28 protein-coding genes and 1 pseudogene are annotated in these 26,917 nt (G+C 53.9%); 18 read left to right on the top strand and 11 right to left on the bottom strand.

The genetic code is table 11. The features are described from left to right. On the top strand, positions 1 to 934 hold a 934-nt coding region (locus QMZ18_RS24210), incomplete at its 5' end, for a hypothetical protein (protein ID WP_282608950.1). Further along, positions 924 to 3,983 carry a hypothetical protein gene (locus QMZ18_RS24215; RefSeq protein ID WP_282608951.1) on the top strand — a complete coding sequence of 1,020 codons (3,060 nt, stop codon included), beginning with the start codon at positions 924 to 926 and terminating at the stop codon, positions 3,981 to 3,983. The genes QMZ18_RS24210 and QMZ18_RS24215, both read left to right, overlap by 11 nt. Here QMZ18_RS24215 and QMZ18_RS24220 read toward each other — a convergent pair. After that, positions 3,980 to 4,282, bottom strand: coding sequence for a hypothetical protein (locus QMZ18_RS24220; RefSeq protein ID WP_282608952.1), 303 nt, complete (start codon positions 4,280 to 4,282; stop codon positions 3,980 to 3,982). The two genes, QMZ18_RS24215 and QMZ18_RS24220, sit on opposite strands and share 4 nt — an antisense overlap. Positions 4,283 to 4,403: 121 nt before the next feature. Here QMZ18_RS24220 and QMZ18_RS24225 point away from each other — a divergent pair, with 121 nt between their 5' ends. Next, entirely contained in the window at positions 4,404 to 4,862 is a 459-nt protein-coding gene (locus QMZ18_RS24225; protein WP_282608953.1) for a hypothetical protein, read from the top strand. 1,310 nt (positions 4,863 to 6,172) lie between these two features. Here the strand turns inward: QMZ18_RS24225 and QMZ18_RS24230 are convergent. Continuing rightward, positions 6,173 to 6,859: pseudogene (locus QMZ18_RS24230) on the bottom strand (SOS response-associated peptidase). Between the two features lie 254 nt (positions 6,860 to 7,113). Between QMZ18_RS24230 and QMZ18_RS24235 the strand changes: the two are divergent. Continuing rightward, the gene (locus tag QMZ18_RS24235; protein WP_282608954.1) at positions 7,114 to 7,428 is read left to right on the top strand and encodes a hypothetical protein; all 315 of its coding nucleotides are present in this window, start codon (positions 7,114 to 7,116) and stop codon (positions 7,426 to 7,428) included. A 347-nt stretch (positions 7,429 to 7,775) separates the two neighbouring features. Here QMZ18_RS24235 and QMZ18_RS24240 read toward each other — a convergent pair whose 3' ends face one another. After that, on the bottom strand, positions 7,776 to 9,101 hold the full coding sequence (locus tag QMZ18_RS24240) for a hypothetical protein (protein WP_282608955.1): 1,326 nt from the start codon (positions 9,099 to 9,101) through the stop codon (positions 7,776 to 7,778). A 481-nt stretch (positions 9,102 to 9,582) separates the two neighbouring features. On the opposite strand from QMZ18_RS24240, the gene QMZ18_RS24245 reads away from it, so the two are divergent. Then, the gene (locus tag QMZ18_RS24245) at positions 9,583 to 10,101 is read left to right on the top strand and encodes a hypothetical protein (RefSeq protein ID WP_282608956.1); all 519 of its coding nucleotides are present in this window, start codon (positions 9,583 to 9,585) and stop codon (positions 10,099 to 10,101) included. A gap of 90 nt (positions 10,102 to 10,191) precedes the next feature. Here QMZ18_RS24245 and QMZ18_RS24250 read toward each other — a convergent pair whose 3' ends face one another. The 3 genes from QMZ18_RS24250 to QMZ18_RS24260 form a co-directional block, all read right to left on the bottom strand. Next, positions 10,192 to 10,527 carry a hypothetical protein gene (locus QMZ18_RS24250; RefSeq protein WP_282608957.1) on the bottom strand — a complete coding sequence of 112 codons (336 nt, stop codon included), beginning with the start codon at positions 10,525 to 10,527 and terminating at the stop codon, positions 10,192 to 10,194. After that, positions 10,524 to 10,766: a hypothetical protein gene (locus tag QMZ18_RS24255; protein WP_282608958.1), complete on the bottom strand. Its 243-nt coding sequence runs from the start codon at positions 10,764 to 10,766 to the stop codon at positions 10,524 to 10,526. The genes QMZ18_RS24250 and QMZ18_RS24255 overlap by 4 nt, the downstream gene beginning before the upstream one ends. A gap of 90 nt (positions 10,767 to 10,856) precedes the next feature. Next, positions 10,857 to 11,246 carry a hypothetical protein gene (locus QMZ18_RS24260; protein WP_282608959.1) on the bottom strand — a complete coding sequence of 130 codons (390 nt, stop codon included), beginning with the start codon at positions 11,244 to 11,246 and terminating at the stop codon, positions 10,857 to 10,859. Positions 11,247 to 11,346: 100 nt separating this feature from the next. Here QMZ18_RS24260 and QMZ18_RS24265 point away from each other — a divergent pair, with 100 nt between their 5' ends. The 7 genes from QMZ18_RS24265 to QMZ18_RS24295 all read left to right on the top strand — a co-directional run bounded on the left by QMZ18_RS24265 (position 11,347) and on the right by QMZ18_RS24295 (position 16,224). Next, positions 11,347 to 11,589, top strand: a complete 243-nt coding sequence (locus QMZ18_RS24265) for a helix-turn-helix transcriptional regulator (protein ID WP_282608960.1) — start codon at positions 11,347 to 11,349, stop codon at positions 11,587 to 11,589. A gap of 141 nt (positions 11,590 to 11,730) precedes the next feature. Further along, positions 11,731 to 12,123 (top strand): hypothetical protein, encoded by a 393-nt coding sequence (locus tag QMZ18_RS24270; protein WP_282608961.1) that lies wholly within the window; start codon positions 11,731 to 11,733, stop codon positions 12,121 to 12,123. Positions 12,124 to 12,382: 259 nt separating this feature from the next. Next, positions 12,383 to 13,525: a hypothetical protein gene (locus QMZ18_RS24275; protein ID WP_282608962.1), complete on the top strand. Its 1,143-nt coding sequence runs from the start codon at positions 12,383 to 12,385 to the stop codon at positions 13,523 to 13,525. A gap of 516 nt (positions 13,526 to 14,041) precedes the next feature. Then, on the top strand, positions 14,042 to 14,641 hold the full coding sequence (locus QMZ18_RS24280; protein WP_282608963.1) for a DNA-binding transcriptional regulator: 600 nt from the start codon (positions 14,042 to 14,044) through the stop codon (positions 14,639 to 14,641). 368 nt (positions 14,642 to 15,009) lie between these two features. Continuing rightward, positions 15,010 to 15,360 carry a type II toxin-antitoxin system RelE/ParE family toxin gene (locus QMZ18_RS24285; protein ID WP_282608964.1) on the top strand — a complete coding sequence of 117 codons (351 nt, stop codon included), beginning with the start codon at positions 15,010 to 15,012 and terminating at the stop codon, positions 15,358 to 15,360. After that, positions 15,338 to 15,793 (top strand): helix-turn-helix domain-containing protein, encoded by a 456-nt coding sequence (locus QMZ18_RS24290; protein ID WP_282608965.1) that lies wholly within the window; start codon positions 15,338 to 15,340, stop codon positions 15,791 to 15,793. The genes QMZ18_RS24285 and QMZ18_RS24290 overlap by 23 nt, the downstream gene beginning before the upstream one ends. Next, positions 15,790 to 16,224: a hypothetical protein gene (locus tag QMZ18_RS24295; RefSeq protein WP_282608966.1), complete on the top strand. Its 435-nt coding sequence runs from the start codon at positions 15,790 to 15,792 to the stop codon at positions 16,222 to 16,224. The genes QMZ18_RS24290 and QMZ18_RS24295 overlap by 4 nt, the downstream gene beginning before the upstream one ends. A 20-nt stretch (positions 16,225 to 16,244) precedes the next feature. On the opposite strand, the gene QMZ18_RS24300 is transcribed toward QMZ18_RS24295, so the two are convergent. Then, positions 16,245 to 16,718, bottom strand: a complete 474-nt coding sequence (locus QMZ18_RS24300; protein ID WP_282608967.1) for a thermonuclease family protein — start codon at positions 16,716 to 16,718, stop codon at positions 16,245 to 16,247. 591 nt (positions 16,719 to 17,309) lie between these two features. Between QMZ18_RS24300 and QMZ18_RS24305 the strand changes: the two genes are divergently transcribed. Next, a complete protein-coding gene (locus tag QMZ18_RS24305) occupies positions 17,310 to 17,792 on the top strand; it encodes a hypothetical protein (protein WP_282608968.1) in 483 nt (160 codons plus the stop codon). 392 nt (positions 17,793 to 18,184) lie between these two features. Here QMZ18_RS24305 and QMZ18_RS24310 read toward each other — a convergent pair whose 3' ends face one another. Beyond that, on the bottom strand, positions 18,185 to 18,769 hold the full coding sequence (locus QMZ18_RS24310; RefSeq protein WP_282608969.1) for a hypothetical protein: 585 nt from the start codon (positions 18,767 to 18,769) through the stop codon (positions 18,185 to 18,187). Beyond that, positions 18,766 to 19,284, bottom strand: a complete 519-nt coding sequence (locus tag QMZ18_RS24315) for a hypothetical protein (RefSeq protein ID WP_282608970.1) — start codon at positions 19,282 to 19,284, stop codon at positions 18,766 to 18,768. Before QMZ18_RS24315 ends, QMZ18_RS24310 begins: the two co-directional genes overlap by 4 nt. A 396-nt stretch (positions 19,285 to 19,680) precedes the next feature. Between QMZ18_RS24315 and QMZ18_RS24320 the strand changes: the two genes are divergently transcribed. The 5 genes from QMZ18_RS24320 (at position 19,681) to QMZ18_RS24340 (ending at position 22,299) form a co-directional block, all read left to right on the top strand. After that, entirely contained in the window at positions 19,681 to 20,409 is a 729-nt protein-coding gene (locus QMZ18_RS24320; protein ID WP_282608971.1) for a hypothetical protein, read from the top strand. Positions 20,410 to 20,530: 121 nt separating this feature from the next. Beyond that, entirely contained in the window at positions 20,531 to 21,025 is a 495-nt protein-coding gene (locus QMZ18_RS24325) for a hypothetical protein (protein WP_282608972.1), read from the top strand. Further along, positions 21,025 to 21,261 carry a hypothetical protein gene (locus tag QMZ18_RS24330; protein ID WP_282608973.1) on the top strand — a complete coding sequence of 79 codons (237 nt, stop codon included), beginning with the start codon at positions 21,025 to 21,027 and terminating at the stop codon, positions 21,259 to 21,261. The genes QMZ18_RS24325 and QMZ18_RS24330 overlap by 1 nt, the downstream gene beginning before the upstream one ends. 187 nt (positions 21,262 to 21,448) lie before the next feature. After that, positions 21,449 to 21,787: a hypothetical protein gene (locus QMZ18_RS24335; RefSeq protein ID WP_282608974.1), complete on the top strand. Its 339-nt coding sequence runs from the start codon at positions 21,449 to 21,451 to the stop codon at positions 21,785 to 21,787. A 29-nt stretch (positions 21,788 to 21,816) separates the two neighbouring features. After that, on the top strand, positions 21,817 to 22,299 hold the full coding sequence (locus QMZ18_RS24340) for a hypothetical protein (protein ID WP_282608975.1): 483 nt from the start codon (positions 21,817 to 21,819) through the stop codon (positions 22,297 to 22,299). Positions 22,300 to 23,559: 1,260 nt separating this feature from the next. Here QMZ18_RS24340 and QMZ18_RS24345 read toward each other — a convergent pair. Together QMZ18_RS24345 and QMZ18_RS24350 are read right to left on the bottom strand one after the other, a co-directional pair. Beyond that, a complete protein-coding gene (locus tag QMZ18_RS24345; protein WP_282608976.1) occupies positions 23,560 to 25,227 on the bottom strand; it encodes a VCBS repeat-containing protein in 1,668 nt (555 codons plus the stop codon). Beyond that, complete coding sequence (locus tag QMZ18_RS24350) at positions 25,224 to 26,666, bottom strand: di-heme oxidoredictase family protein (protein ID WP_282608977.1); 1,443 nt, start codon at positions 26,664 to 26,666, stop codon at positions 25,224 to 25,226. Before QMZ18_RS24350 ends, QMZ18_RS24345 begins: the two co-directional genes overlap by 4 nt. Positions 26,667 to 26,917: the final 251 nt, after the last annotated feature.

Consider the following 26,917-nt stretch of genomic DNA (forward strand, 5'->3'; position numbering starts at 1 on the left):
GGCAGGGATCATCCATCGCGCATTTAAGGACGTGAAAGATCCGAAGGGCTACGAGATTGCTCGGCGATCCGTGCTGCAGCTTGGCATTGATGATGCGCCAGAGATCTACAGTCCAAAGGGATTGCACGAAGTTCTGCAGGCTGCGCGAAGCATAATGCCGAAAGACCCAAACTTGCTTTCAGACGCGGCGGTTCAGCAGAAAATCGATATTGCCAACAAGAGCCGCGCGCCTTCAACGGCCCTTACTTTTGATCAGCGGATGCAGGTTGCCCAGGCGGGTAAGACGGATATCAACATGGGGGCAGCCGAGAAAGAAGAGCAGAAGGCGCGCGGAAAGCGGCTTGATGCAACAGCCGGCAAACTCCAAGAAAGGGCGGCCGCTGCTGAAAACACCATTGCGCAGTTGAACATTGCCCAGACACTCGACGTGCGCACTGGCGGCTTAGCTCCCCTCAAAAAATGGGCAGCATCCTATATTCAAGGCATCGGCTTCGATCCAACTGTGTGGGGTCTCGAGAGCGCAACAAACGCCCAAGCCTTCGAGGGCGTCATGAACAACATTGTCCTGACGAAGATGCAGGCGCAGAAAGGCCCGCAGACAGAGAACGACGCCGCGCGTATTGAGCAGACACTCGCGAATCTCAGGAACACACCGGAGGCCAACAAGTTCCTATTCCGATCTGCAGAGGCTCTGGCCAGGCGCGACCTGGAGCAGGCCCGGTTTTTTGAAGACCACTACGCCAAGAACCGAACCTATGACGGTGCCTTACGGGCCTGGGACCAGTTCAAGCGTGAAACGCCATTGCTCGCCACGGATCCAGATACCGGGCAGACCATCTTTTTCAATGAATTTGAACAGGGCGTCATGCGCGTCAATCGCGGTGTAACCCGTCAGCAGGTGGTTGAATTCTGGAGGACAGAATATGGCGGGTGAACAGCTCGTAAATCCATTCAAGGATCCGGGGTTTATGGAGCGCAGCGGGGGCGGTCAGCCGAATGCGCCGCCGCCTTCAGCAGGTGCCCCGCTGCCCAGTGGACAAAGAACGTCCGCAGGCCGGAAGCTGTATCAGGGCGAAGGCGGTGAACAATATTCCGAGAAGAGCATAACGGTCACGCATCCGTCGATTAACGGCGGTCAGCCTACAAACATCCCTTCGGTCTTCGGCGGGCAAATTCTTTCGGAGCAAGACGCAATCAAACGCATTGCGGCCTCTGGTGGCCGTGATCCAGAAACGGGTGAAGTGCTGCGGGTTTTTTCGTCGATCGATGAAGCCGTATCGGCGGCGCGCGCGCGATCAGATGGTTTCGGGCAGGAGATCCGTCAGCGCTCCGGCGGCTTGGTGAATCCCTTCAAAGACCCCGAATTTCTCCAAAAGACGGCGGGTGGGCCAGAGCTTACGCCAAGAATCCCTACGCATGGTGCCAATCCTTTGGATGCTTCCAGGCCACCTGCAGAACCGGCAGACGACAGCTTTTTACACAGAGCGGCCAATACAGTGAGGGACGTGGGCCAGTTTGTCGGAGATGCCTACACTGGAGATAAAACCCGCGAGTTCGATCTCCGTGAACTGCCGCAGAACATCATCAGAGAGAGCGGCGAGACGATTGCGCCAGGTGCGGATATCGCCTTGGCCCGTGGCAATCCCGCTGGCGAAGCAGCAATCTTTCAGTCGCGGTTTCCTGATGCTCAGATCGACTTTGATGCTCACGGGAACCCTATCGGCATCTTTCCCGATGGCCGGCGCTTTTATCTGAACAGGCCGGGCGCGTCGCTGCAGGACGCAACACAGCTCATTGTCGAGGGAACGTCGGCACTGGCCGGTGCTCGGCTTGGTGGCGGCGCAGGTTCGATTGCGGGAAAGGCTGGGCAGATCGGAGGGGCTGCGGTCGGCACAGCAGGGCAGAGTATTGGCTTGGACGTGGCAGCCCGGTCTCAGGGATCTGAGCAGCCAATCGATCTGGACCGCGCTGCCGTCGAGGCCCTGTTCGGTGCGGGTGGTGAGATCGCGGGATCTGCAGTCGGTGCCATCTTCCGCAGGTTCTTCGCCTCACCGGCCTATTTCAACAAGGCCACAGGAGAAGTTACAGAGCGGGGCCGGAAAGCCCTTGAAGAGATCGGCGTTGACCCTGATGTCGCATCCCGGCAGTTCCTGGAGCGCTTTGAGGACACTGCACGGCGCGCAACGACACCACAGCAGAGCCTGGCCTTAGCCGAGGCGGAGAGCCTGCCATCGCCTGTGCGGCTCTCCCAGGGCGATGTAACGCGTGATGTGACACAGCAGGCGACTGAGGACGCGCTGTTGAAGGGTGTGCACGGTGAGGGCGCCAAGGATGTGATGCAGGGCTTCCGGGCGAACCAGCAGGAGGCATTAAGGCAGAACATTCCCGGTGTCCAATCGAGGCTTTCTGGCGGCCAGCCTTTGGTTACGGCACCGGGTGAGGGCGCTGGCATGGCCACCACTCGCTTGAAGGCGCAGGCAAAGGCTGAGCGGGCGGGCGTTACTGCGGCTTATGACAAGGCACGCGCCAGCAATGCCGCTGTGAATGTCGAGGACGTGGGCAATCTGGCAAAAGACATGCGCCAGAGCATGGGGGATTTCGACATAGGGGCTCTGCCGAATGCCACGCGGGCACTGCGGACATTCGAGAGCTTCCAGGAGCTGGCTGGCGGCAAGATTACCGCCGTGAAGGTCGGGGCGATGGAACAGTGGCGCAAGCGTCTTGTAAATGCCATCCAGGGCGCTGAACGCACCAATCCGACAGAAGCTGCGGCGCTGAAACGTTTACGGGCTCAATACGACCAGTTCAGCGACACGGCTCTGGAGCGAGGGCTGATCACGGGTGACGATGCCGCGCTGGATGCTTGGAAGAACGCCAGAGACGCCCGCCGGAAGGTGGCGCAGCGCTTTGAAAACGACAAGATCGTCAAGCAGCTGGTTGATGGCGATCTATCTCCAGAGCATGCGCTGAATACGATCTTCGGGGCTGGAAAATTGGGCTCCAAGGCTGCCAGCGAGAAGGCGCTGCAAAAGATGAAATCTGTTCTTGGCCCGAACAGCCAGGAATGGAAGGCCATGCGGGAAGAGGCTTTTCTGAAGCTTGTGCAGAATCAGGATATCGGAGCACGCGGGCAGGATCTGGCAGTGCTGTTTTCCGGCGACAAATACGCGACGGCGCTTGATGCCGCGATGAGGAATTCGCCAACGCTGATGAAGACCCTCTTCACGCAGTCGGAAATCGGGTTGCTCCAGCAGCTTAAGCGAACGGCGCTCCAGGCTACGAATCGCGTGCCCGGCGCGGTCAACACCTCGAATTCGGCCTATGAGTTCTTCCGGAATGGCGCACGACGGATGTTTGGTGGTGCCTATGATCTCTCGGCTGCCGTGGCTAAGAAGGCCGCGGGCGGCGTCCCTGGACAGATGGCGGCCAACGCTGCGACCAAGGGACCTAGCGTATCCATCTCAACAAGTGGCCTTGGTGGCGCTGTCGGTGCCCTGGCTGGCGATGAAAAGAGCTATGAGCCCCCGCAGCAGCAACCGACTGGCGCGCTCAACAATCAGCAGGCCATAGCGCCAGCACCTCGGAGCCAGAATGCGTTGCGGGATCTCATGCAAAGTCGTCCGGAGCCGGTGAGCAGGAACGCCATGCGTGAATTCATTCAACCCGGTGGCTTGTCTGGGAGTGCTATGCGGGGTCTTGGGCTGACGACACCGGGCGGCCAGGCGATCGGCATGAAAGAGCTAAGGCGTATGGCCAAGGAAGCCGGACAGCCTGCCGAAACCATGGCGGTCGAGATGTTGGCCGAGCGGCACGGCCTTGAGGTTGTTGGGGCCAGCATTGTTTTCGATGACGGGGACAGGATGACGCTGCAGGAGCTCGCCACAGAAGCGAAGCGGGAAAAGGTGAGCGTGTCTGAGCTGATTAAGGCCTATCAGGAAGAGGACTTCGGCGGCCACGACGATCTTAACGACATCAGCCGTTAGGCCGATTCCTCATTGCAATGGACCAAGATGGCAATTCCCTCACGCCGAGCAAAATTCAACGCGCCGGCAGCAATTCTGTCTTGCGGTGGCCGGTAGACTGAAGCAACGCCGTATTTCTCGCGATATTCCGGCGTCTTGACGACTGTAACGCAGTAGGGATACCCGACCGGCACGGGGTTCGGAACCGGCCCGTATTCGCCGTGTTCCTGCTGTGCGCCGTGGTTTGGTTTCGGCGCCTCTTCAGCGCTTACCGACAGCGCCGGTAGGACAACGGCGAGCATAGCGAGAAGGCGTTTCATTCCTCAAATATGGCAACTCTGGGTTTCAGCAACAATCGGTTTTGCGGGGTAATCGGGTAAACGACTGAATCGATGGATCTATTTACTGGCCAGCAGATCGGCGGACCACCAGCAATGGCCGATGATTCTGTTGATTCGTTCACTGGCCAGGCAATCCAAGGTCAGGCTCGCGGCCCACAATCGCAGTCTCCGGGCGTCTCCTCCGCAGGCTTTGGCGGCAATCAGCTGCCTGGAGTTCCTGGTGAACATGATTTCTCCGGGGCGCTGCGCAACCGCGTATCTGCCGAGACGCAGCCGGGCTCTTGTCGTAGGTGCAACGAGACCCGGGACGATCGCGGGAGAGATGCTGCGAAACGTTGCGCTGCTCAAGTCTTTTGCGGTCAGTCATACGTACCGTCACGGCTCTCGGATGCTGGCTCAGCGAGGTCTCGCATCGAAGGCGAAGTACATGACATGGGTTTCGATATCGATGACGGCAGCCGGTGCTCTTGCAGAACAGTTCAGCGCCGTTGCAAGAGGCAAAGACCTAAAGGATATGGATGATCCGAAGTTCTGGTTGGGTGCCGTTCTGTCCCGCTGATCTCAAGCCCTCCACAGGCGCGCCCACCCGGCCAAAGACGAACCATAAGTTGCTGAATTTATGAGCGGACGGGTTTTAAGGAGGGACAACTTTCCGTCAGATCTCCACATCATAGGGCAGGAAGGCAATCTCAGCATCTGTGTAGGCATCCTTCCGAATCTGCTTATCATCTTTCCATCCGAATAAAATCTTGGACCGATCGCGGTGACGTTCCCTGCGACCCTCCTTAGTCGTCCACTTGCTACCCGAGCCTAAATCCACACCCACATTATACGTCCGCCCGAACACGTAGGTCTCTATGCCAAGGTTTTTTAGGTGGCGATGAAACTGAGCAGCGAAGCTGCTCATCGACTCGTTGACCCGGATCCCATCAGATGGAGTGTCCTCATCCCGGGCCAGTTTGCAGCAGATGAGGCTCACGACTGCAACACTACACATGCCTGCCGACCTCAACATTGCGGCGGCCGTGTCAGGTCCCCACTTGGTCCCCACCGTGTGATTCTTCCAGCTTCCGTGACCGATCAAATAAACTCGGGTACCTTCGTTCCAAAACCCCGTGAAAGCCGACCGGAGTTTCCTTGCGGCAGTAGCCAGTGAATCACTTTGCCCAATCCGACATGTCCTGTGGCTCCACCCTCTGTCCTCCGCATTGGCCTTAAGTCCGACAAGCGTGGGTTCGATTGGAAACTGGTTACCACCTTCCAATAAGATAGCGACCTGGTTAGTGTACTGGTCATGTTTCCCTGCAGTCATGATTCATATACCTTCGGCGCTAGTCCGGTCGGCGACACCGGTCACACCCTTCCGATTCGTGACGCCGGGATGAGGGAAATGAGCGGGTAAATACCTCGCCACGCCCGGGCCATCATCAATACCACGGGCACAGGGCATAGTGAACAAAGCACGATCCCGACACGGGTACAAGCCACTAGTGGGCCATGCGGCTAATTGTGTAGCGCATGTTTGGCGCGTTCTAGAACATCTTTTTCGACTTCTTGGACTATCTTGAGCTTGAGAAGTTCGTATGCTTCGTCATGGGGGATCGAAACTAGTTTATCGTCTTGTCGCGGGCTCATATATTTTAATTCCAAAGCGCCAAAAACCCAATTGTATCACATTAGAACTTATGCGTGAAAAACAACATGCGCTGCGAGGATAAGCTGCAGGTTTGCGAATGAGAAAAAATGTCGGGATGGCAATGCTCACTCCGAAGCAAGCTCGCTTCATCGAAGAACACCTGATGATGTCAACGCTATCCAGGCTGCGATCCGCGCGGGGTATAGCGAGAAGACAGCAGTTGACGAGTTCCGCTAAATCGCCTCGCCCACCACCTCAGCCAGCTCTGGCCCCCGGTTCCTGACATTCCCAACCGCCGGCCCTACAGGATAAGCGCTCATCAGCTGACTGGGATATTGGCCAGCAACAGCCAGTGCTTCCTCTGTCTCGCCATTGAGCCAGGCCTCATAGTCCTCTGCCTGCAAAATCACCGGCATTCGCTTGTGAATCCGTTGCATAAAGTCGTTGGCGGCCGTGGTCATGATGATGAAGGAATCGATGTCGACAGCCTCGCCTTTGCTCTCGCCTCGCCAATGCGTCCAGAGGCCGGCAAAGAAGATAGGTGTCTCGTCCTTGTTGCCGATCGCGTAGGGCTTGCCCTTGCCTTTCCACTAGTAGAAGTGCTGCACCGGGATCAGGCAGCGCTGGGACTTCACAGGCCCGCGGTAACTGGCTTTTTCGGTCACTTCCTCGGACTTGGCGTTGAAGGTGGCGAACTTCAGCTCCTCGAGCGGCTTCTTGAACCAGGACGGCACCAGTCCGAAGCGTGCGAGCGTGCTGCGGTGCTGTTCCCGGTCGCTGGCAATGATGGGCGCCAACTGGGTTGGGGCGATGTTGTAGGCCTCTCTCAGGGGCTCTGAGGGGATGCCAAGCGTTGTGAGCGTCGACATTGCGACTATCTGCTCCCAGGTGAGCCGGGCTGTGGCATAGCGTCCGCACATGCACGGCAGTTTATGTGGCTCGATCGAGGATGGGAATAACTGCCTGTTGTTCCCTTTTTGTTCTTGTTCTACGGTTAAGCAATGAAGGAACAAATCAGTCGCAGCGTTGCCTGGGCTCTCAAGCGATCGAAGACGATCACAAACCCGAAGTGCATTCCTCGTGCGGCTAGCGAGGTCACGGAGGATCTGCTGCAGTCACATGATGTAAAGCGCCGGCCGCCACCGAGTGGGCACAAGACACCGAGGAACGACTAATGATCGAAGATGAACTTGTATTGATGATGCAATTCGACGGCACTCAGGAGCGCGCACTTGAAATACGGGATTGGTTGAGGTCGTTCGCCGATGTACGGCAACTCGACAAGGCGGCTTTAATCAGCACGGCGTGGCAAGCTGATGGAGCGCTCTCCGTCTCGCTGTCACACGATGGGATTACGGAGCGGCTGAATACCGGCGACTGCGTTGTTCGGAACTTGGAGACCGCGACATTCCATGTCGTGTGCCCCGAGGACCTTGCAGACATTCCTGGCGAAGGGGAGGATATGGATTTGAGTCGGGTGCTCTACTAGCCGCCTGGAGAGGATCTACTGCAATCGTTCGTCAGTTCGCGGCAACTCTCGCGACAGCTCTTCCACTGCCTTCAAAATCCGCTTCCAAACGGCTTGGCCATCGAGGTCCCCTTTCTCGAGCATTCTGTCAGCGCGCATAGCTGCCTCTATAGGAGCATCCTTGCCGTACTGCTTGACGATCTCATTTGCGCATTGCCAGATTTCACGGTCGTTTATCATCAGGTGCCTACATGGCCTAGTTGATGTGGTTGTCATCGGCAGACGAAGCGCTCAGTAGCTTTTTGGAAGCATTCGCCAAGCGTTTCCAGATCACGCGCCATCGTCTGCCTTCCCTATGCAAAGCAGCTTCAGCTTGAAGTTGAGCTTTTGAGAGCATCTGGTGGCATCAACAGATCAGTCATACCCAAATATTCGCGAAACTGCACTAATTGAACAACAGACATGTCTCCATCTAATTCGCTTTTGGCTCGTTCTAGCGTCGTATGAGTAAGCTTTGTTTCGCTAGTGAGTGCCGTAAGTGTGTCTTTGGTGTCATGATCGAGCAGCTTTAGTTGATCGATTGTGCGGACTCCCTTTGTCCGAAGGTCGTCGAGCTTGTCAGGAAAAAACACACATAACTTGGCTTGCAACATCCAATCGATTAGTTGCTTCGCTGGAAAGGGTGTTGTGAAGAGTAAACGAATGAAGTCTGCTTGTGCCAAGTCGAAACATGAATCTACACCTTCATCAAGAAGCCGCATTCGGTCGTTCACCGAGATGCCTTGAATCAACTCCAGCGGAACTTCGATTCCTTCGGTGTCTTGTGGACGAGCGAAAACGCTTATTTTATCGGTAAAATGTTGCAGCACGCGCTGAGGGAAAATGCCGATAAGAAAGGCCAAAAGTGAAGAGATAGCGCCGCCGAATTTCTCAAGCGCTTCTGGGGCTTTCGATGGTGACCCATTACCTCCTATTATTTGATAAACAAGTAACGCAAGAATCGCAGCGAAAATCATCCTCACGCCGAGGGTATAATAGACGCCTGGTGAGAGGTCATTAGTTAAGTAGCGCCGGATTATTTCCTGCAGACCCCAGAGATATGCTCCGAGGAATGCGAGGCCGAAAAACAGCAATGACCCTAATTGATACTGCGCATGCGCACGTGCATCGCCCCCCGAGTTAATATTAGTTTGACTTCCGAACGACCCCCGAAGCAATAAGTTGAGTCCTTTGTTCAGATTCAGCTCCGCACCAAGCATGACCGCAGTTAAGCCGAGAAGTGTAACAACAAATGTAAATGTTGCAGCAAAGAAAAAGTGAACTTGCTTTGTCTCTCGACCGTAGATTCCCATATAATATTCGTAGTTGAGACTGAGTAATCTGCAAATTTCCATTAACTCACGCTTTCTTACTCGACGTCGAGCAATGAAATAACTGATTGCGGTGCAGGGAACAAACATCGACAAGGCAACTACGGAAAACGTGCGGTAGGCCACGCTTTCCCACTCATACGCGATGGATTCCGAAGTGTCTCCATAACAAAATCGGTGGAATAACAGCGGTCCAAGGATGAATAAAATGAGTGCAATTGTAGTGAGTCCAAAAACAGCTGCTTCTTTTAAATCTTTAAACAAGTCGTTGGCGTCCAAAGGGTTGTTGCCCTCCTGACCGTCTTTTTTCGTTTCATGAGGCATTTCAAAATCTTCCTTCGTTGAGGCTTGCGAAGGTCAAAGAGATCACGCCAAACTCACACTTAGTACTGCATCTATAAAAATCAGAATCGAAAATAATATTTTTATCAGTTATTTAGCCAAGATTGATGCTGCGTTGCATGTGGATTAGCGCCATTTAAACAAATTGCATGTAGGTGGGTAAAAAATTTCATGCAAACTCACCTTGAGTTAGTTTGCTACCCAACCGACATGTCTAGTATGATTAGCAACAATTGGTTGCAATGATAGCTAAGGCGGCGCCTAATTGGAACCCTTAGTGAATCTGCCTGTGACCGAATTCCCCTGCTTGCCTGAACTTTTTTAAGAAAAATGTCTCTGAATTTGGGGGGGTATGTACTTGATTTGTGGCAAGTGGTGATCATGACTGCACCTGCAAAACTCTTCGTTCAGACTTGCGGTGGTTTACGGCACTTAAGCGAAGCCTGAAGGAACTAATGCCAATATGACGTATGATGTCGCGAAGGATTTCCAAACGCTGATCGTTGGCATTCTGGGCTTTGCAGGCGTCATGACCACTCTTTGGTTCAACTCTTGGCAAGCAAGAATGCAACGACTAGCGGAAAGGCAGCACGAACGCGAGACCCTAAGGGCTGCGATACTCGAGGAATTGAAGATCATACACTATGCAACGATGCAAAACGTAGAGGCTGGGAACGAAGGATTTTTGTCCGAACCTGCCGCCAGTGCGGTACCTGTTTATCAGTTGAGCGACGCATACAATTCGTTTGTGGGAAGGCTTGGGCTTCTTTCAGAGGATGAAGTCGCTTCTATCATGCAAGCATACCTTTCTTACCGCGCCTTTCATGCAAATCTGACGCTTTTTGGTAAGCCTCTTGGGCACACTGGGGCCTTTGTTGAAATTCCTAGCCAAAAATCAGAGATCTTGATCGAGATGTATCAAAAACTCTCACCCAAGATCGAAAGTGCTATTCAAGCAATTGAGCGAGAACGAACCGCTTAAACTGTGTACTCGTTAGTGTGCCTGGAGCCAGATGCATAAAGAAAGAGGCGGGAGTTACCCCGCCCCGAGTGGTCGACAGGCAGGGGATTATTAGTCTCCTGTTGGCACGGCCTTCGCAGACAAGGATGCCGCTAAACTTCCGACAGCGCCAGAAAGGTCACCCAGCAGATCGGGCCAATGCTCGTGTGTGCTCTCGAACACACTAGATGCGCCATAGAACGCCCCAAGTGCGGCGTTTCCAACTTTGGGCCTGTGACCGTCAGCAGAGTTCAGGAAATCACCATTCGCGAGAGTGATGATTGTGGCCTCCGCGAATTTCAGCTTTTCGACCGTCTTTTCAAGGGCCGAAAGGTGTTTCCAGACTTCGGCCAGAGCCTCGGATGTTGCGGCTTGGTCCTGACAGGCTGTGTTGCTACTGGTAGTCATGCCGCGTCCTTCTCTTGCGTCTCTGTCGCTGCCTTGGCCTTCCTCGCGGCGTCTTCCTGCTCGTCGAGGTCCTTCCGCACCTGCTCAATGAGCGTCTCAAGGTGCTCACCGACAACCATGATGGCCATAAGCTTGCTGGAGGACGGCATCTGATCCCCAAGCGCACCCGGCTCCGCAACGGCGGCCAAGAGGCCGGCAAGGTTCTGACATAAGTCCAATTGGTCATCGATGGTGCTCATGCTGCTTTCTCCATAGTTGTAATGGCTACCTGCCGAGGGCTTAAGGCTGCTTCCTGCTTCCTGCGTCCTCAGGTTGAGGATTGAAAACTATTATCCCGTTTTACTAATCTCTTCAGCAAATTCAATTGCGCACTCCCTCAAGATCCGGGCTCGGCGCAGCAACTGAGCATCAGCCAAGTGGTGGTTGCGGCCCTGGCGCTTACAGGTAAGGCGGTTCTTGCGGAGATAAGCCAGTGTCTCGGCAGCCTTGCGCTTAGCCGTCCGTGGGCAGCGCATGGACAGGGCGATGCCAACTGCACCCATGAGGCCGCTACCAAGCTCCGGAGCCTGATTGTTGGCGATGATCTTCTGAGCGAGGGCGCAATGCGCTGCGGCGGTATCTGCGATCTCGTGTGCGCGCCTCTCGGCGGCCGCAGCCTCCATCTGGGCCAAAGCTGCATCCAGGGCGGAAAGCTTGATAGGGTGGCTGTCGAAGGGCATTTGCTGCGTCCGTGTTGCAATTGGCATCGGTAATGATTTAATATGCATCACCAAAGAACAATAAGCAACGTATTAAATCACAAATGAGGCAAATTAAATCATGATTAGCTCTGAGCAGATCCGGGGCGCGCGTGGCATGGTTGGGTGGTCAAGCCGCGAGCTTGCTGAGAAAGCCGGATTAGGGCTCGCAACGATTCAGCGAATGGAGAACAGGGGAACAGGGGCGAGTACAGCCGCAAACGTCGAGGCGGTCACGCGAGCGCTTGCTGCAGCCGGCATTGAATTCATCGCGGAGAATGGCGGCGGTGCCGGGGTGAGGTTCAAGGAGAGGGCGGGGGAATAGCGCCCGCATCCACAATTTGGTGACTTGTTTTAGCACCGTGAGGTTCTTAGGTTTTACCTGGCTGCCAAATCAGCATTGTCCATTAAGTTGGACCAAAACAGCATTGCGGCCTTTCGTTTCTCAACATGAAAGGTGCCTTTGATGGATAAGCAAAAGACGCACGATCACTCATCCTGCAGAAAGCAAGGAGGTCGTGTGGAGACCATGGATGATAACGAAGCCCGCCGCATCGTAAATGCGGCTATCGATAAGATCAGCGAAGAGACTAACGGTGATCGGGTTGCCTCGGTTAAGTGCCTTCGCAATCAAATGAAGGTAGATGATCAATTGTGGACTGCGCTCCAGATGCGTTGGGAGCGCCGCATCGCTTACGACGAAATTCACGACAGGATTTCCACAAAGCGCTCACGTGCCAGGAAAGGTACATCTCATAAGGCGCCTAAGCCTGACCGGAATTTGGCCGACGGCGGGTTAGATGCGTTGGCTCGCGCCAGGGCAGAGCAGCTTTCCGCCAAAAAGAGCCGCATCGCTTAAGCGCTATGCATGTGGCTCGTTTACAGGCCCCGCTACCAGATGTCGGTAGCGGGGCCGTCTTGTTTTGTGTGGCATTTAAGCTTCGCCTAATGGTCAGGCATGGGATGTAGTTTGGGTGGTCAGGCTAACTTTCATTTTAAGGCGCTAACCGAGTAGGCTGCGGGCTTCGTCGTAACCCCAGCTACAAGGAAACGGTCAATTGAGTTCTACGCGCCGCGTCTCGAGAGAAGAGCTCTATGCGCTGGTCTGGCAGAAGCCAATGGAACAGGTGGCGGCCGACTTAGAGATATCTCCAAAACGATTAAAGATCTTGTGCCATCGAGTGGACGTTCCTATTCCCATTGACGAATTCTGGGCTAAGAAGAAAGCTGGCGAAACTGTCGAGGCTTCAAGCCTGCCAACGCAAAAGCGGGGCGTTCAGGGCTTCGTCAAAATTCGTTTGAGCGAGGGGATCTCTTGCCTTGAAACGCCAACTGCAGATCATTCTGTTCACCAGGAGATCACTCCCGAGCCAGTGCTGAGTGCGCACGATTACAAGCGGCTCCACCCAAAGATCCGCTTCTGGGTTGATGAACACAAGCGGATTCAGGCAGAACAAAGGCGAGCAAAGCTTCAGGAGCAGAACGATCCATCGTTTGATGGGTGGTCCTGGGTAGACGACCCAAGAATCGACCTGACGACAAGAGATATATACAGATTTCAGTTTACGAGTTCGCTTCTTTACGCCATCGAAAAGGCGGGTGGTAGAGTTGCTGAATCCCCTGTTTCAGGCCGGCTTGTCGTCTTAGTCGACAATGAGAAAATCGAATGCACGGTCGTTGAAAAGATGGCGCGTTGGCGATCTCGATCTCTAGGCGACCCAGATGCTTGGTCGGCCTATCCCGAGCACCACAGTGGTGGCCTGCATTCGACTGGATTTTTGCGCGTCGAAATCACGACGCACTTGAACACCATACGACAACGAAAATGGATTGAAGCGTCGGACAAAAGGATCGAGACACAGCTATCCAGTATCGTGGCCGAGATCCTTGCGGCTGGGCCTGTACTGGTTGAGATGAGAAGTGCAAGAGAGGAACGCGAGAAGCAATACGAGAAAGAGCGGGCGGAGGAGCGTGAGCGAGTGCGGCTTCAGAGACTCGACAATGAGCGTTGGTCCAAATTTCAAAAGCTCGCGATTGATTGGGAAGAATGCCGCAGAATTAGGGTTTTCCTGGACGCTCTGCGCGAGAAAGCAAAAAGCGATACCGATACAGTCGTTGATGATCGCACAATCGCGGATTGGATTGCTTGGGCCGAAGCCAGGCTTTCACAAGTGGACCCTGCTCAGCGATCTGCCATTGAGATCGTCGAAGCCTTTATGCCTGACAGATGGGCGGGTTACTCAAGTTATGGCGCTGGCTGAACGAGCCAGATTCTCCGCGGCTACGATCTGAAGGCGATCGAGCTGTGGCTGGATGAGCGCAGCGGGATTAGTGAGGGGGATGAGCTTGATCCGCGTCAGGTGAGACCTACACCTAGTTCTCGATAAATCTAAAACTTGATAAATTATCAAGTTAGCGTTATCTTAACCGCATCTCGCGGTATAAAGGAACGTATCAGTGATCCCGTTAAAAAACGACGCGAATCGGATTGAAACGGAGTTCATTAACGAATGGGCTCGCCATCAACCGATGGACCTAAAAGTTGTAGTTGAATCCGTGGGGCTTCTTGGAACCGAGTTCCCTGATTTGGCTGACGTCGTGCATGTTTTGCGAACTGGCTATGTTCGTGTATCAGACATGTCGGATCGAAGAGGTCTCTGGACCATAGTCGGCGAAACTACCGATAACCATGTCCTGGAGTTGGAAATTGTGGTCGCGTCAGAGAGGTGCGAAGTCGAACTTCGAAGCGTGACGGTATTGAAGAGGAGTGAACTGTGATGGCTCTTTCATTGAATAGGAAAGAAGCCGTCGAGCATGTTGCCGATGTCTTTGAGGCGACTGCCCTCGGCGCGCCTTTCAAGGTTCTGCTGCACAAATCTGTGACGGTCTCGTTCGATCCGATCAGCAATGAGGTCGTGAGCTATAAAATCCCAGATATACCGCAACTGCTGGGTACTGTGCTTTTGACGCGTCTTTTGCACTCGCGCAAGCTGTCGGGGCCTGAGGTCAAATTTGCTAGAAAAGTAATCGGACTAAAGCAATCCGAGCTAGCCAGAAAGACAGAAGTAAGCCCGGAGCATCTTTCTCGCTGTGAGAATGGAGCAACACCCCTTTCTCCACAGGGTGAAAAGCTACTTCGTGTTTTTGCACTCAAGGAAGTCTTGAAGTTGCCAGACATGCCGAAAAGTGACGACAAAGCCAAGCTGGAGGATGCTCTTGATTCCATTTTTGACGATATGAGTATTAGCTCGGCTCATGCGGCAGGCGACGAGATTGAACTTCATTTCACTTGCGAGAAAAGTGAAATGGGGAAAGATGAGAAACCTCAAAATTGTCATATTAATTGGCAAGAAAACGATGAGAAAAAAGTCGCATAGCTCACAAAAGCCTTCGAGCTAAGTGGACCCGCGCGATTGAGCGCGGGTCTTTTTTTGCCATCACAAAGATCCCACACACCGTCGTATTCCACCCTCCAACACAATTGCCCTGCATTGAATTCCGTGTCAGTGTTTCCCGCTATGGGGGAGGCAGGATGCCGGCAGCATAGCTCGCAGCCCGCCTCGAGGAAGCGAGGGACGTATGGCACACTATCGACATTCCGCATTCATTGCATTGAATAGGAAGAACTGGGCATGAGCCTCAGGTTCTCCGATCTGGTGGTATACCCTGGGTATGATGACGTTATACCCTGAGTGTGATTTTTTCTTGTTTTTTGTCGCAAAAAATAACATATGAGTAATAAGTTTTGTGGAAAGTACTCCAATACGAAGCTGTTTACGACGACCTGATAGGGAGTGTTGACGATGCCGCCGAAGCAAGAATTTACAACGCCGTCGTTCAACTTAAAGAAGAAGGGCACACTCTACGGGGCAAAGTCAGTAAACCGCTAGGCGACGGGTTATTTGAACTCCGGATTCGCCACAAGCATATGGCATTCCGTCTTATTTATTTCTTTGACGGGGCCAACATTCCAATAGTTGTTGCATTTGTTAAGAAAACGCAGAAAACGCCTCCGCGGCTAATGAAGCTCGCAAAGGCACGAAAAAACGAAATGATTTTGGAGGGAAAGAAAGGTGTCGAAATTACGTTCCATTGATTTGAACCTCGCCCCCAAGTTAGAGAGGCGAGGATTTCGCGACGAGTGGTTCCAGATCAAACTCGAGGAGAGCGTTCCTGAGCAATTTCGAGAGCTGAGAGAGAGGCGCGGGCTTACCCAGAGCGAGCTGGCTGACGCGGCAGAAACGAAACAATCGATGGTAAGTCGCCTGGAGAAGTCTCACACCCCAAATTGGCAAGTCTCAACTCTGTTAAAGCTATCGCGTGCGCTTGATGCGCAACTCAAGATCACCCTTGAGCCCGCAGAGGAGGTGATTGCGAAACAGCGAAAAATTGAGTCACAGAGCGTGAATCTCGATGCAGCGAGCCAAATGGGTACTGTATGGGCTTCGGGCACTACTACTCAGACATCGTCAGCGTCACCGCAACGCGTTGGCGCAGTCTTCTATATTGAACACCTAGACAACGAATGAGTAAAAAAATCAGATTTCGCAATGTTCTACTGTGTGATGATATCAGGCAGGAAATCAGTAATAAGCTAATACTTATTGGGGTGTACACTGGCCACATAGTGTTGAGCGAGTTCCCTGCCAACATCAGGCTCGCAGTCTATGCGGAATTCAAACCCAGAGAATTGACGGTTGAAGATGTGCAATTGCGATACAAACTTGATGGTAAGCTTCTCGCAACGATTTCTGGCCGAGTTGAAGCGCACGACCTAGATAGCTGGGCTACAGCTGCGATCCCAGCACTTCCGTTGCAATTGGAGTCTATGGGCGAACTCTCAATTGAAGCGCAATTCGGAGATGGTTCAGTCGAAGTGATCGGTCGAAAACAGATCATTTCCGGTGAGGTTACTCGCTTAAGTCTTACCAACCAACCCGCGCCGCAGGTTGATGAGTAGTATTACCGTAACACTATCCATCAATTCCTTTTACGCCACTCCCACGGCATCTTGAACTCACTCCCCCACAGCCCCCTACCTGCTTCGCGCGCCTCAGCCTCGATTGGCAGGTACTCTGGGTTCGACGCCTTGCCTCTGTACCGGTAAGCCACAGCAAGGCCGTCCCGGATAATGCCGGCGCCCAAATCCTCGCCGTCAACCTTACAGACAGCCAATAACCGCTTATAGCGATCCCGCTTACTGGCCATACAGCGCGTCTCCTTGCCCAGCGTACGCTCGACCATCCATGCGGTTGCCATCACGCCGCAGGGCCACTCCTGGCCGTTCAAGTTGGCTTTCTGTCGGGATTCACAGGCGTCTATGCCGATGATGCGGATCCGTTCGCCCTTTATCTCCAGGGTATCGCCGTCAATGACGATTGCTGGGCCGGTGACGGTCTGGGCTTGGGTTGGAAATGCCAGGAACAGAGCAACCAAGGCGAGGATAACTCGCAAAAGACTCGACTCCAAGGTTGTTCGGGGTGCATCATAATTAATCATTTATTAACGAATTGGTTTATGCTGCAACTAATATAAGTTGTTTAGGGACTAAAATTCTCTGGGGGGCAAGAGAATGCGTGAAGAGTACGACACCTATTTTGTTAATCGACTTCAAGGAGATAGGAAACCACCAAGACCTACGCTAGACGATTTACACCTATTGGAGGAGCTTATTGGGGAAAAGCATAATTGGCGGTCAGATGCGTTGTATTTTTTTACGTTTAATATATATCTGATGGTGCTGCACCCCCTAAAGACCGTCAATCATCGCCCTAATTTGAACAATTTGTTGCATTCTGATGACGGTGAGTTGATTAGGCAGGATATCGAGCTAATTAAATCCAGATCAGAATACGTATCTAGAGCTCGAGAGAGGCAATATGTGTCGGCTACTTCTGTCGCAATAGCTTTGGGAGAAGTTGTTGAAGAATTACGGTAGACAAGTTTTCAGATTTGGGGACCAAAAAACAACCACGTAGGTGCAATGTGAGCACCGACCCCTCAAACACTGTTCGGGATGCAACGAACCACGAAAAAAGCGTCGCGATGGCGATGATAACATGCGCTGTTGCCATTTTCGGCCCCACCCTGCTGGGGATCATTGCTTTGTCGAACACGGTCAGCGATGACGCCCAAGTAGTATTGGTTGTAGGTGGAATTTTTATAGGAGCCTTCCTCTTATTAAGCATTTTATTTGGCGCACGAGGAATTACACATGGAGTTAAGCGAGGACCTTGGAACAATTTTGATTGTCAGGTTAAAGCCGGGTTATTGGGATTGTTTGTTATGTTAGCCCTTCCTGTTGGAACTATTTTTACTCGGCAAGCCTCTACTACTGATAATTTTAGTAAAGTAAGCGAATTACGGAAAGAATTGCAAGAAATGCAATCATCACTCGGTGATAAATTAGAGGCGCTAAATCAGTCTGTGGACGCAAATGCGGCGGAGATTAACCGGCTTGGAACTGGCATTGAAGGTCTAAGACAAGACATTGATGCGTTGGAAGTTACTCTACCCCAGAGGGACTAATTGGATTTCATATAGAAGCTCTGATCTCCGATCACTTTGACCGTATGGAGCTATTCGGCGAAGTGCCGTGCCCTCCCACACTTGGACTTTCTGAACTACGCAGCAACCTCAACAATTGATGTACTCGGGTTCGTCGTCCTTGCTAATTCCTTCGCCTGATCGAGACCTCGGCTCCCCCCTCATATCCATGCTCGCTTATGTTGTGAATTATTTTCGGCGACAATAACATTTGGTAGAGTTGGTCGCACTGTTCGAAATTTAAACTACGAGTGCAAATGGCTGACACTTGGTCTGCTCCGTGAAGCACCGGCAGCATCCGGGCGTGATCGCCTTCGAGGAGTGGCTACTGTCAGAGTGTGCTCGGGAGCAGGTCGCGGTTTTCGCTGAGCCGCTCAATCGTCGTCACGCGTTCGCGGCACTACCTTGACAGTACCATTCTGTGGATCCAGATCATTGCGTAGTCGATGAGCGATATCGGAAATCGATTTGACTCGACGCTGTACAGTCTTTTGAGAGTTGGTGTCTCCGAATACGCCTCCCGCTCGGGCGACATGAAAATTGTGTCTGTTGATCAAGTTGGTGAAATCGATACACCGACGCTGATATTCGTCGGGAAAAAGAGACGTAACCTCCCAATTAGATAGAGTTGCTGGAGGCTTTAAATAAAGTGGGTCTTTCATCTCTTCCGTCAGCGTTTTATTCGCGGCGATGATCACTTTAATAGTAGCCGCTGCCTGATGAGCTCGCTCAGAAACATGAGAGAGTTCTCCTGCAAGTATATTAGCGCCATGCCGTCGCCGGCGGCGTTGCTGATCGCGCTCATGCCTTTCCTGTTGTACCGCAGGAATATGAGCAGAGCGCCAAACTGCATAAGCCGTTCCTGCGGCTGCGATTACAGCTAAAAGTCCAGCGATTAGTGTCTGGAAAGCAAAAACGCAACTCCAGAAGCCAGCGCAGATAGGAGCGAGATCATTCAATGCTGAGTGCTCACCGAAAACTTCTTTTCATACTTCGTCAGGAAGTCGGCCGGCACCTTAAGCACATTCTCGTCGTCGTGGTCGATGACCTGGCAGGTGCAGGAAAACTGCCTTTGGCGCTTGTTGTCGTTGCAATGTTTTACAGCGTTAAACGCTGCAATTGACCAGTCTGGATGTCCGCGTGCGTGCCAGGAGTGATATTCGACGCGCAGGTCCGTATAGTCCCAGATCAAGCACGCAGACAAAGCTTTGTGCGGAGAGCCTCGGAGACCCTCTTGGTAAGGGTTTCGCTCTCCTTTTCTGTAACTGGAGCCGCTGCCAGCTCGCCCGACCTGTGCCTTCAAAATACGGCTCATGAGCTCTTCATAGATCCAGTCCGTGCCGGTCTTGGCAGGGGCATCCGTGGAAGCACTGACGGCCGAATCCAGTTGACCATTAGATGCCGGTTTCTGGACGCACGCACTCAAGACAATCAGGCCCATGCCTAAGGCGGCGACGGTCGAAGCTGCTCGCATATCCATCTTCCCCAACGAAATTACCTATCATTGCAGGCGGTATTGAAGCACGATCATAGATGGTTGGAAAAGCCTGTTCGGTAGGTGTCGGCCGACGGCAGTTCTATATTAAATCGCCCCACGTAGCGAAGGATCCGCATGCTGAGTGAATGTCCGATTTGCCAAAATAAGTACTCCACAGCTGCTCAAGTAGTTGTGAACGGTGGAGACCTTAGCGTTAACTGTCCCGTCTGCGGTCAATACGACTTGTCTGAAGAGGCCTGGAGAGACCTGTTGCACCCTCCTAAGCCTGCTGGACACAGACTCTCAGATTTGTGTCGTGCCAGACTGTCGCACCGCCTGCGAACTGGAAGTGGCGAGGATTTCTCTGATCGGCCTGACGTAAGATCTGAGTTCGTGATCAAATTTATCGAAAACGGCTGCACTGGGCCGAATCCTTCCGAACAGGCAACCAACATCATAAAATATGTGGGTAATGAAGTGGCCGTTTCAGGCGAACCTGTTCCCTCCTTACCCATTGAATTTTATGCCGTTGTTGGAGCGCCAAACCCCGAGTTTGCTGCGCAATTGGCGTTAGAGCTTGTGAGCAGGGGCCTACTCAGTGGGGTGAACGCCAGTAGCAAGGACGGAAGTGGCCTCATAAATATCAACCTTACGCTAGACGGTTGGGACAGTTACGAGGCTGAGAAACGAGGCCGGATAGCTGGAAATTACGGTTTTATGGCGCTGCAATTCAACAACGATATACTTGATTCATTCATCAAGAACTCCGTCAAGCCGGCCGTGAAAGAGGCAACTGGCTATGATCTTGTGGACATGCGCGATATTCCCCGTGCAGGAATCATCGACAACATAATGCGGGCTCAAATTCGCGACGCAGCTTTTGTAATCGTCGATCTCACCCACGATAATTCGGGAGCCTATTGGGAGGCAGGCTACGCGGAGGGTTTGGGGAAACCAGTTATCTACACATGTGAAAAAACCAAATTTGACGAGGCGAAGACGCATTTCGACACCAACCACTGCACAACTGTTCTGTGGTCTGTTGAAAATGGTGACGAATTTAATCTCGAACTGATTGCCACGCTGCGTCGCTCACTTAAGCTGTTTCCCGGAGCCGGTTAACGCAGCTGTTCGTCAATTTCGGCCACTGCCAAATTACTACAAAACTCATGCGGCCAAGCTGGCATCGGCAAGGGAACAAATGTAGAATCTCCTCCAGAACGGAGACGAGGAGATTGCGACATTGGGCGGCTGGGGTAGCGGACCAACCCTGTATCCGAAGCAGACGGTGGACGACACGCCGGAGATATCGGTCTTCGACCTGAACGAGGCCGGCGCCTTCGATCGCTTCGGAAGCACAACAGGCGAGGCGGCTATCGGTTGGGGGCACAGCGTTACGTTCGAAGCCCAGATGTACGGCGAGGATAATTCCAAGCTCAATCTGCGATACGCCGTAAACGGCAAATCAACGCTTGAAATCATCCTGCTTGAATCGACGCCATGCCACTACGGCGGGCAACGCTGGTGGTTCATATGCCCCGACACCGGGGAGCGGGTAGGGAAGCTGTATCTTGCTGGACGGCCGCCGTACTTCGCCAGTCGCAAGGCCCACAACCTGACTTACCGCTCTTGCCAAGACAGCGGAAAGATCAGCCCGATCATGCGGCTGTTCATGACGATATCCGATGCCGAACCGGCCATGCTCAAAACAGCGCTGAAACAAGAAGGACTTGTCTGATGGAAGCTAAGCCCAGCACCAATCGCGCGGGTCTGATGAAGCTCTTCAAGAAAACAGTTGTCGAGGACTTCGAGAAAGGCGGCCAGGAGGCCATAGAGCGCTGCACACCTTCAAAGGTGCCAGCTGGCCTGCAGCCTGTGACGGCCACGCCGGAGGACCTTATTGCCGAGTATGAGCGGCGCATTGTCGAGCTCAAGCGGGAGATCGAACAGAGAGCAGAGGGCCAGCAATCATGAGCAGGCGACGGAAGCCTTACTTCTGGAGAGACACGGCGTTTACTGCCTTGGTGGTCCTGAGCATGGGCGCGTTGTTGGCGATTGCTTTCGATCTAACACCGGCATGGGGCATATGACCCCGCAGCGAGTTTCGCGACAATTTCACGCGCGCGGGCGCGTTGGGCGCTCTGGGAGTGAGGGCTGGTAAATGCCGGGCGGAAGACCAAGCAAGTTCACTGAAGCTGTGGAAGAGCGGCTGATTGACGGTCTGATGGAGTTCAAGAGCATCAGCCAAATCTGCAAGGCACCCAACATGCCGTCGGCGAAGACAATCGCCAGATGGTTCCACCAATACCCGGAATTCCGGGAGCGCTATCTCAAGGTCTGCGAACTCCGCGAACAGATGTTCGTAGATGACCTCCTGTCGGACGGCCCCGGAGCTTTCACGACACCACGAGCCAGGCACGCTGCAGACCGAGCAATATCGGTGTTCAGGCGCATGCAGCCCAAGGGTTTGAGGTCTGGATTGACCATCTACTGGACCTGACTTTTGCTAATGATTTAGGAAATCTGGAAATGGGCGGATATGGCAGCGGACCGACCAGATGCCCGAAGACTGCGGCGGAAGATACGCTCACGCTGTCGATCTTCGATCTGAAGCGGCTTGGCGTCTTAGGCAAGGATTCGCGCACTGCGGGTAGCCTCTCCTGGTCGAGCGGATCCAGTATCAGCTATAGCGCGATGGTCTACAGCGCAGGCTACCCCAACATCCGCCTGGACTTCTCGTGTCGAGGCAAGTCCATAACCCAAGAGATCCAGCTCACACAGACAACCCTGGCCAGCGGTGGAAAACGTTGGTGGTTCTTGTGTCCGGTCACGTTTGAGCGTGTAGGCAAGCTTCACTTCGCGGGGAGCCCGCCACGGTTCGCCTGTCGGAAGGCTCATAACCTCACCTATCGATCATGCCAGGAGAGCCGCCGCTTCGATCGTCTTCATGCTGCCATAGCTGCGCAGCTTGGTACGACACTGGCAGATGTTAAGCGAACGCTGAAGGGCTGAGTTTTCGGACTCCGTCAAAAGGAGTTTCGGGGGGCCTTAAAGGCGATGCCGTGAAGTGACCTGTTCTAGCAGGCAACTAGCAGGTTGAGCATGACGGAAGACGGACGAGAAGCGGGAACATTTGCGGCGGCGGAAAGAGATCTGGGAATTGCGTCAAGAGATGGGTGGGAAGTGATTTCCCACCCACGACGTATTGGGCAGGCAGAAGAGCCCGCAGCAGCAGCAAGGGTTCGCAGCAGAGACCGCAGCGGCAACAGGACTCAGTAAACGACGCATCAACCAGTTGCTCGCAGATGCAAAGCCTTTAACGCCGCCCGCCGAGCCCCTGAACGACTACGAAGCAGCGAACAAGGCGAAGTCGAAGTTGATCGCTGCTTGGAGCTACAAAGCTCGCGAGTTGCACTCAGGGCATTGCAACTGGCCGACTTTAAGCACAAAAGTGCTGCTTCTAATTGATTGGCGCAACGCTTTCTGTTCTAATATTCTAGATTGAAAACACTGAAGAAAAACCATTCATGATTGCTCGTTTCATCATTGCTTTAGGAGTGCTTGCAGGGTTTCCGTCATTAGCATCGGCCTGTCCAGCGGCCAACACTGTTCTGTGCCCTGATCGAAAATACTGTGCCATCGAACCACAACCTTTGCTGTGGGTGGAGCATTACAGGGTCAAGACCCCTCCTATGACACATCAGGTTCCACCGGATGGCGAATGGGTTCTGGCTTTCACAAGAAATTCTATATCTGAAGGCGGCCCAAAGTACACGCACACATTTGCTCAATTCGAGAATTGCCGATGGAGGTTTTCAAAGGTCCACGTGGCGAGAAACATAAAGGGCCTAATCGGCTGGATGCGCCTAAACGAGCCTCCCCACCAATGGGAGACTTATTAGCTCGTTATGGCCAGTGCCAATTGAGCCAGTGCTCGCATTGATTGGTGCAGCCGGAGACAAACCTAACTGCAGCTAACTGCAATTTCTGCTGTGCAGATAGGTTGGGGCGATAAACGACAGAAGTCTGCGGTTTTTGAGGACACAAAAAGCTATCTGCGCTATCCGCACTAACTGCATAGGGGAGGAGAGAAAGAAGCCGTCCCGGGAAATCCCATTCAATCCCGCAAAATCCCGGCTCGACTGATGTCACGGTCATGGGTTGATTTGTGGGTAAGTACGAATGTGTCCTGAAAATCTGCAGAATATATAAACTATTCGCGGACTCTCACTCCGCCAATTTCCTTGGAACCGGTTCTATAGAATTCTGCCGTTACTCCTCGGCAGGATACCAATAACGCGCGGTTTTGGCTCCGCGTCTGATCACGACGAAATTGTTGGTGAAAACCCGGTAGGGCTGGCTCCAGGCGCCGTCAGGCCATTTGACGCGAATCTCGGCGCGCTCAGCAGTCCCAGTACCGACATGCAGAAACCCTAGACGGCCGGAGCCATGACCGCCGCCGATCTGAATTTTCCGAACTCGGGTTTCGTTACCGGATTTTACGGCGATGCTCGCACCGACCGCGTTTCGGTTCACGCCATCCTGTTGCAGCTCGACGGCTAACCAATTGCCCATAGGCCGTAATCCATAGGCTGTTCGGGTGCCCCGGTTGCGAAACAGGCTCAAAGGAGCCTCGCGATTGATGACTGCTAAATCGAGCAGGCCGTCCATGTTGAAATCGGTGATCACCGCGCCGCGACCCCTGCGGTCGAGCGCGATGCCGGCTGCTTTGCCGGCCTCGTAGAAGCTGCCGTCGAACTGCCCTAGAAGTAGATTGTCGGGATCATAGGCCGCGAAGTCAGGCATCTGTTCCACGTTGCCCTTGGCAATAAAGAGATCCTGGCGGCCGTCATTGTTGAAATCCGCAAATTCAGCATGCCAACCGGTCGAGGGTTTAAGATCGTCGCCGTCATAGGGGCGATGCGCCGTCGCGCCTCTCTCGAATGCGATGTCCTGATAGGCCGGCCGGTTGTCTTCCGCTTCCTCGTCCAGCGTCTGCAGTTTTGTGTCGCCCATGGAGGTCAGCGCATACTCCGGATAACCGTCGGCATCCAGGTCGGTCTCGGCGATACCCATGCCCCAGATCTGAACGCGCTTCCAACCGTCGGCGGCGCGATAGGGACGGGCAGGGCGGTTTGGTTCCACCCGCCATAACTGCTCCTGTCCGTCGCGATAATACTGGCGATCATTCGTGATGCGCAGCGCCGGCTCACCTGAGCGGTTCCAGTCGGTAAATATCATTGAGAGTGCGCAGTACCCCGGACTGAGTGCTTGCGGCTCTGAGTAGTCAGGTTGGCCGTCTTGCCCGCCAGGTCTGAACAGGAAGTTGTCATGACACGTACCCCAGGGTGAACCGGGGGCCGAGCGGTCGACATAGTTTCCGAACGCAAGAGTGGGATAAAGACGATCGGGCTCGAAAGTGGCCGCGAAGGCCGTGGTCCAGTTGCGGCCGCCATCAAAGACGAATTCGCGGTTGGATTTTGCAAAGCTGCAATCCGGTCCACCCTTCAGGATCACGTTCTCGCCCACGCGCAGGAGAACCAAATCCATAAAGCCGTCGTTATCGATATCGAGGGGATAAAGGCCGGTAACCTTTTTTGCGGCACTCGCCGGAATCGCATCGGCTTTGTGTTCGAACTTCAATGCCCCTCCCGTCGGGCTTCGATTGAGGTAAAGCTTGGCTGCCGCTGTGCCGCCTGCAAGTACCAGGTCCGGAAGGCGGTCACCGTTGCAGTCAAATGCCGCTGCGCCGCCGCCGACGAAGTACTCCCAGGGACCGTTGTAGCGATGCTCAATTCCAGCAAGCGAAGCCTGTTCCTGCAGGTCGGGAACATCCATGGCCGGTGATGTTCCGACTTCCTGTGCGAGCGCAGATTCAGAAGCGATTGCAGCGAATAGGACTGGTAGGATCCAGGCGCGCGTCAAAACGTATCGTGTCATTCGACGATCACCAGGCTCTTGAGGAATGCAATGAGGGCTTCGCGGTTTAGGAGCGATAGTCCCACATAGCTGTCGCGGCTGGCCCGGGCTTCGCCGCCGTGGGCTCGGATCACTTCGTCGAGGGTCGTCATGTCGCCGCGATGCCCATAGGGTGCTGTCGATGCGATGCCCCAAAGTTCGGTTGTCTGAAAGACATTCCGTTCGACAAAACGCTGGGAGAGAAGTTCGTTGCCAAGCCCCGCAACCTGACGGTCGGTCATGATGTGACGTTTCAGGTCGCCAAAGAGCGGGACCAGGATCTGGCCTTTCTCGTTTCGCGCCAGGCGTTCGGCCCATTCCTGACGCCCCAAATCGTAACTCGTTGGCGTTTGCACGTCGCTGCGTCTTAAGGTGCCCGCGGTATCGAGTGGACCTGGATCCTCGAAAATCAGGCTGTTCAGGGGAAGCGCAGGTTTGTGGCAGGCGGCGCAGCCGATGGCGTCGAAGAGGGTATCTCCTTTGCGCGCCGCCGCCCGCCATTCGACGACGTCAGGCACGAGCTGCACCGGTGGTTGCCGCGTGGCCTGCCAGACGACCAGCGCAGTGACATCGCCCTCGCTGATCTCGTCTCTCTTACCGTCCTCGTCGAAGTCCGCCTCGCCGGTCCAGCGGATACCGAAGCGCTCGCTGGCCTGTAGGCCATGATGGTGGTTCAAGGCATTCACGCTAAACTGACGCAAAGACGTCATCACACCTTTTTGGCCAAAAGGACGTATCACCAAATCACTGTCGATACCTTCGATCGCGTCCAGATCGATCATGCCATCGGGCGTTGCTGTAATATGGCCAAAGCTGACGCCCTTACTCACCAGATCGATCTTTTGCGGCTGCCCTGTTTTGCGCGCGTCACGCAGCGCCTGACGCCGAGTCGTCTGCAATTCCAAAGTCATTTCCCGCGCCAGCAATTCAATGAGCCCCGAACCCATCAGGTGGTTGGTATTGCGCTCGTTGGAAAACTGGGGATCGGTGCTGTCAAAGTCAGCATTGTTGAAACCTTCCGAAACGAAGGCGTTTACGGCAAAACCGCCGGCGCCGCCGGCAAGTGGATCATGATGACAACCGGCGCAACTGCTTGCGTCCAGACCGGCTGTTCGGTGAAAGGTTTTTGCGGGCGGGCGCTTACGTTTGGTCGGAATGATGGCCTGCGTGGCCATAGGCCGTCCGACGCCGTCGAGGGAAGACAATTTTCCGGTAAAGAGCATCTCCCCCTTGCCAATGAGTTCGGCAAGAGTTTGGCCGGTCAGTCGGCCAGAATAGGCAGTACGCTCGACCTGCTGGCGCGCCTGCTCTCTCCAGGGCGGCGCCGGGTCCGCTTTGGCCGGCAGGGCCATCAAAAGTAAACCCAAACCCGAATGCACGCACAAACCGGGCAGGAGCGGCCATTTCCATTTCTGCATCATGTGCCGCGATGTCTCCTCCCGCGTTAATGCGTTCGCCTGAACTTCTGAACTTCCATCTATGGCCTTCCATTATTGCCCCCGGCCGGCAGCTAGATGCAACAGAGACGTTTCCGAAAGAGGGCTGGGGGCTTCAGGCCGCGTAGAGGAACTGCCAAGTGCCTGCATTCGCAGGTTTTCTCGCGCAGGTTGGCATCGCGTGTCGCTGCAACTGCTCAGAGTTCGTCAAATTTCTTGACATATTCAAATATTCA

The sequence above is a fragment of the Pelagibius sp. Alg239-R121 genome, from assembly GCF_947331435.1.
In the GTDB taxonomy this organism is placed as follows: Bacteria; Pseudomonadota; Alphaproteobacteria; order Kiloniellales; family Kiloniellaceae; genus Denitrobaculum.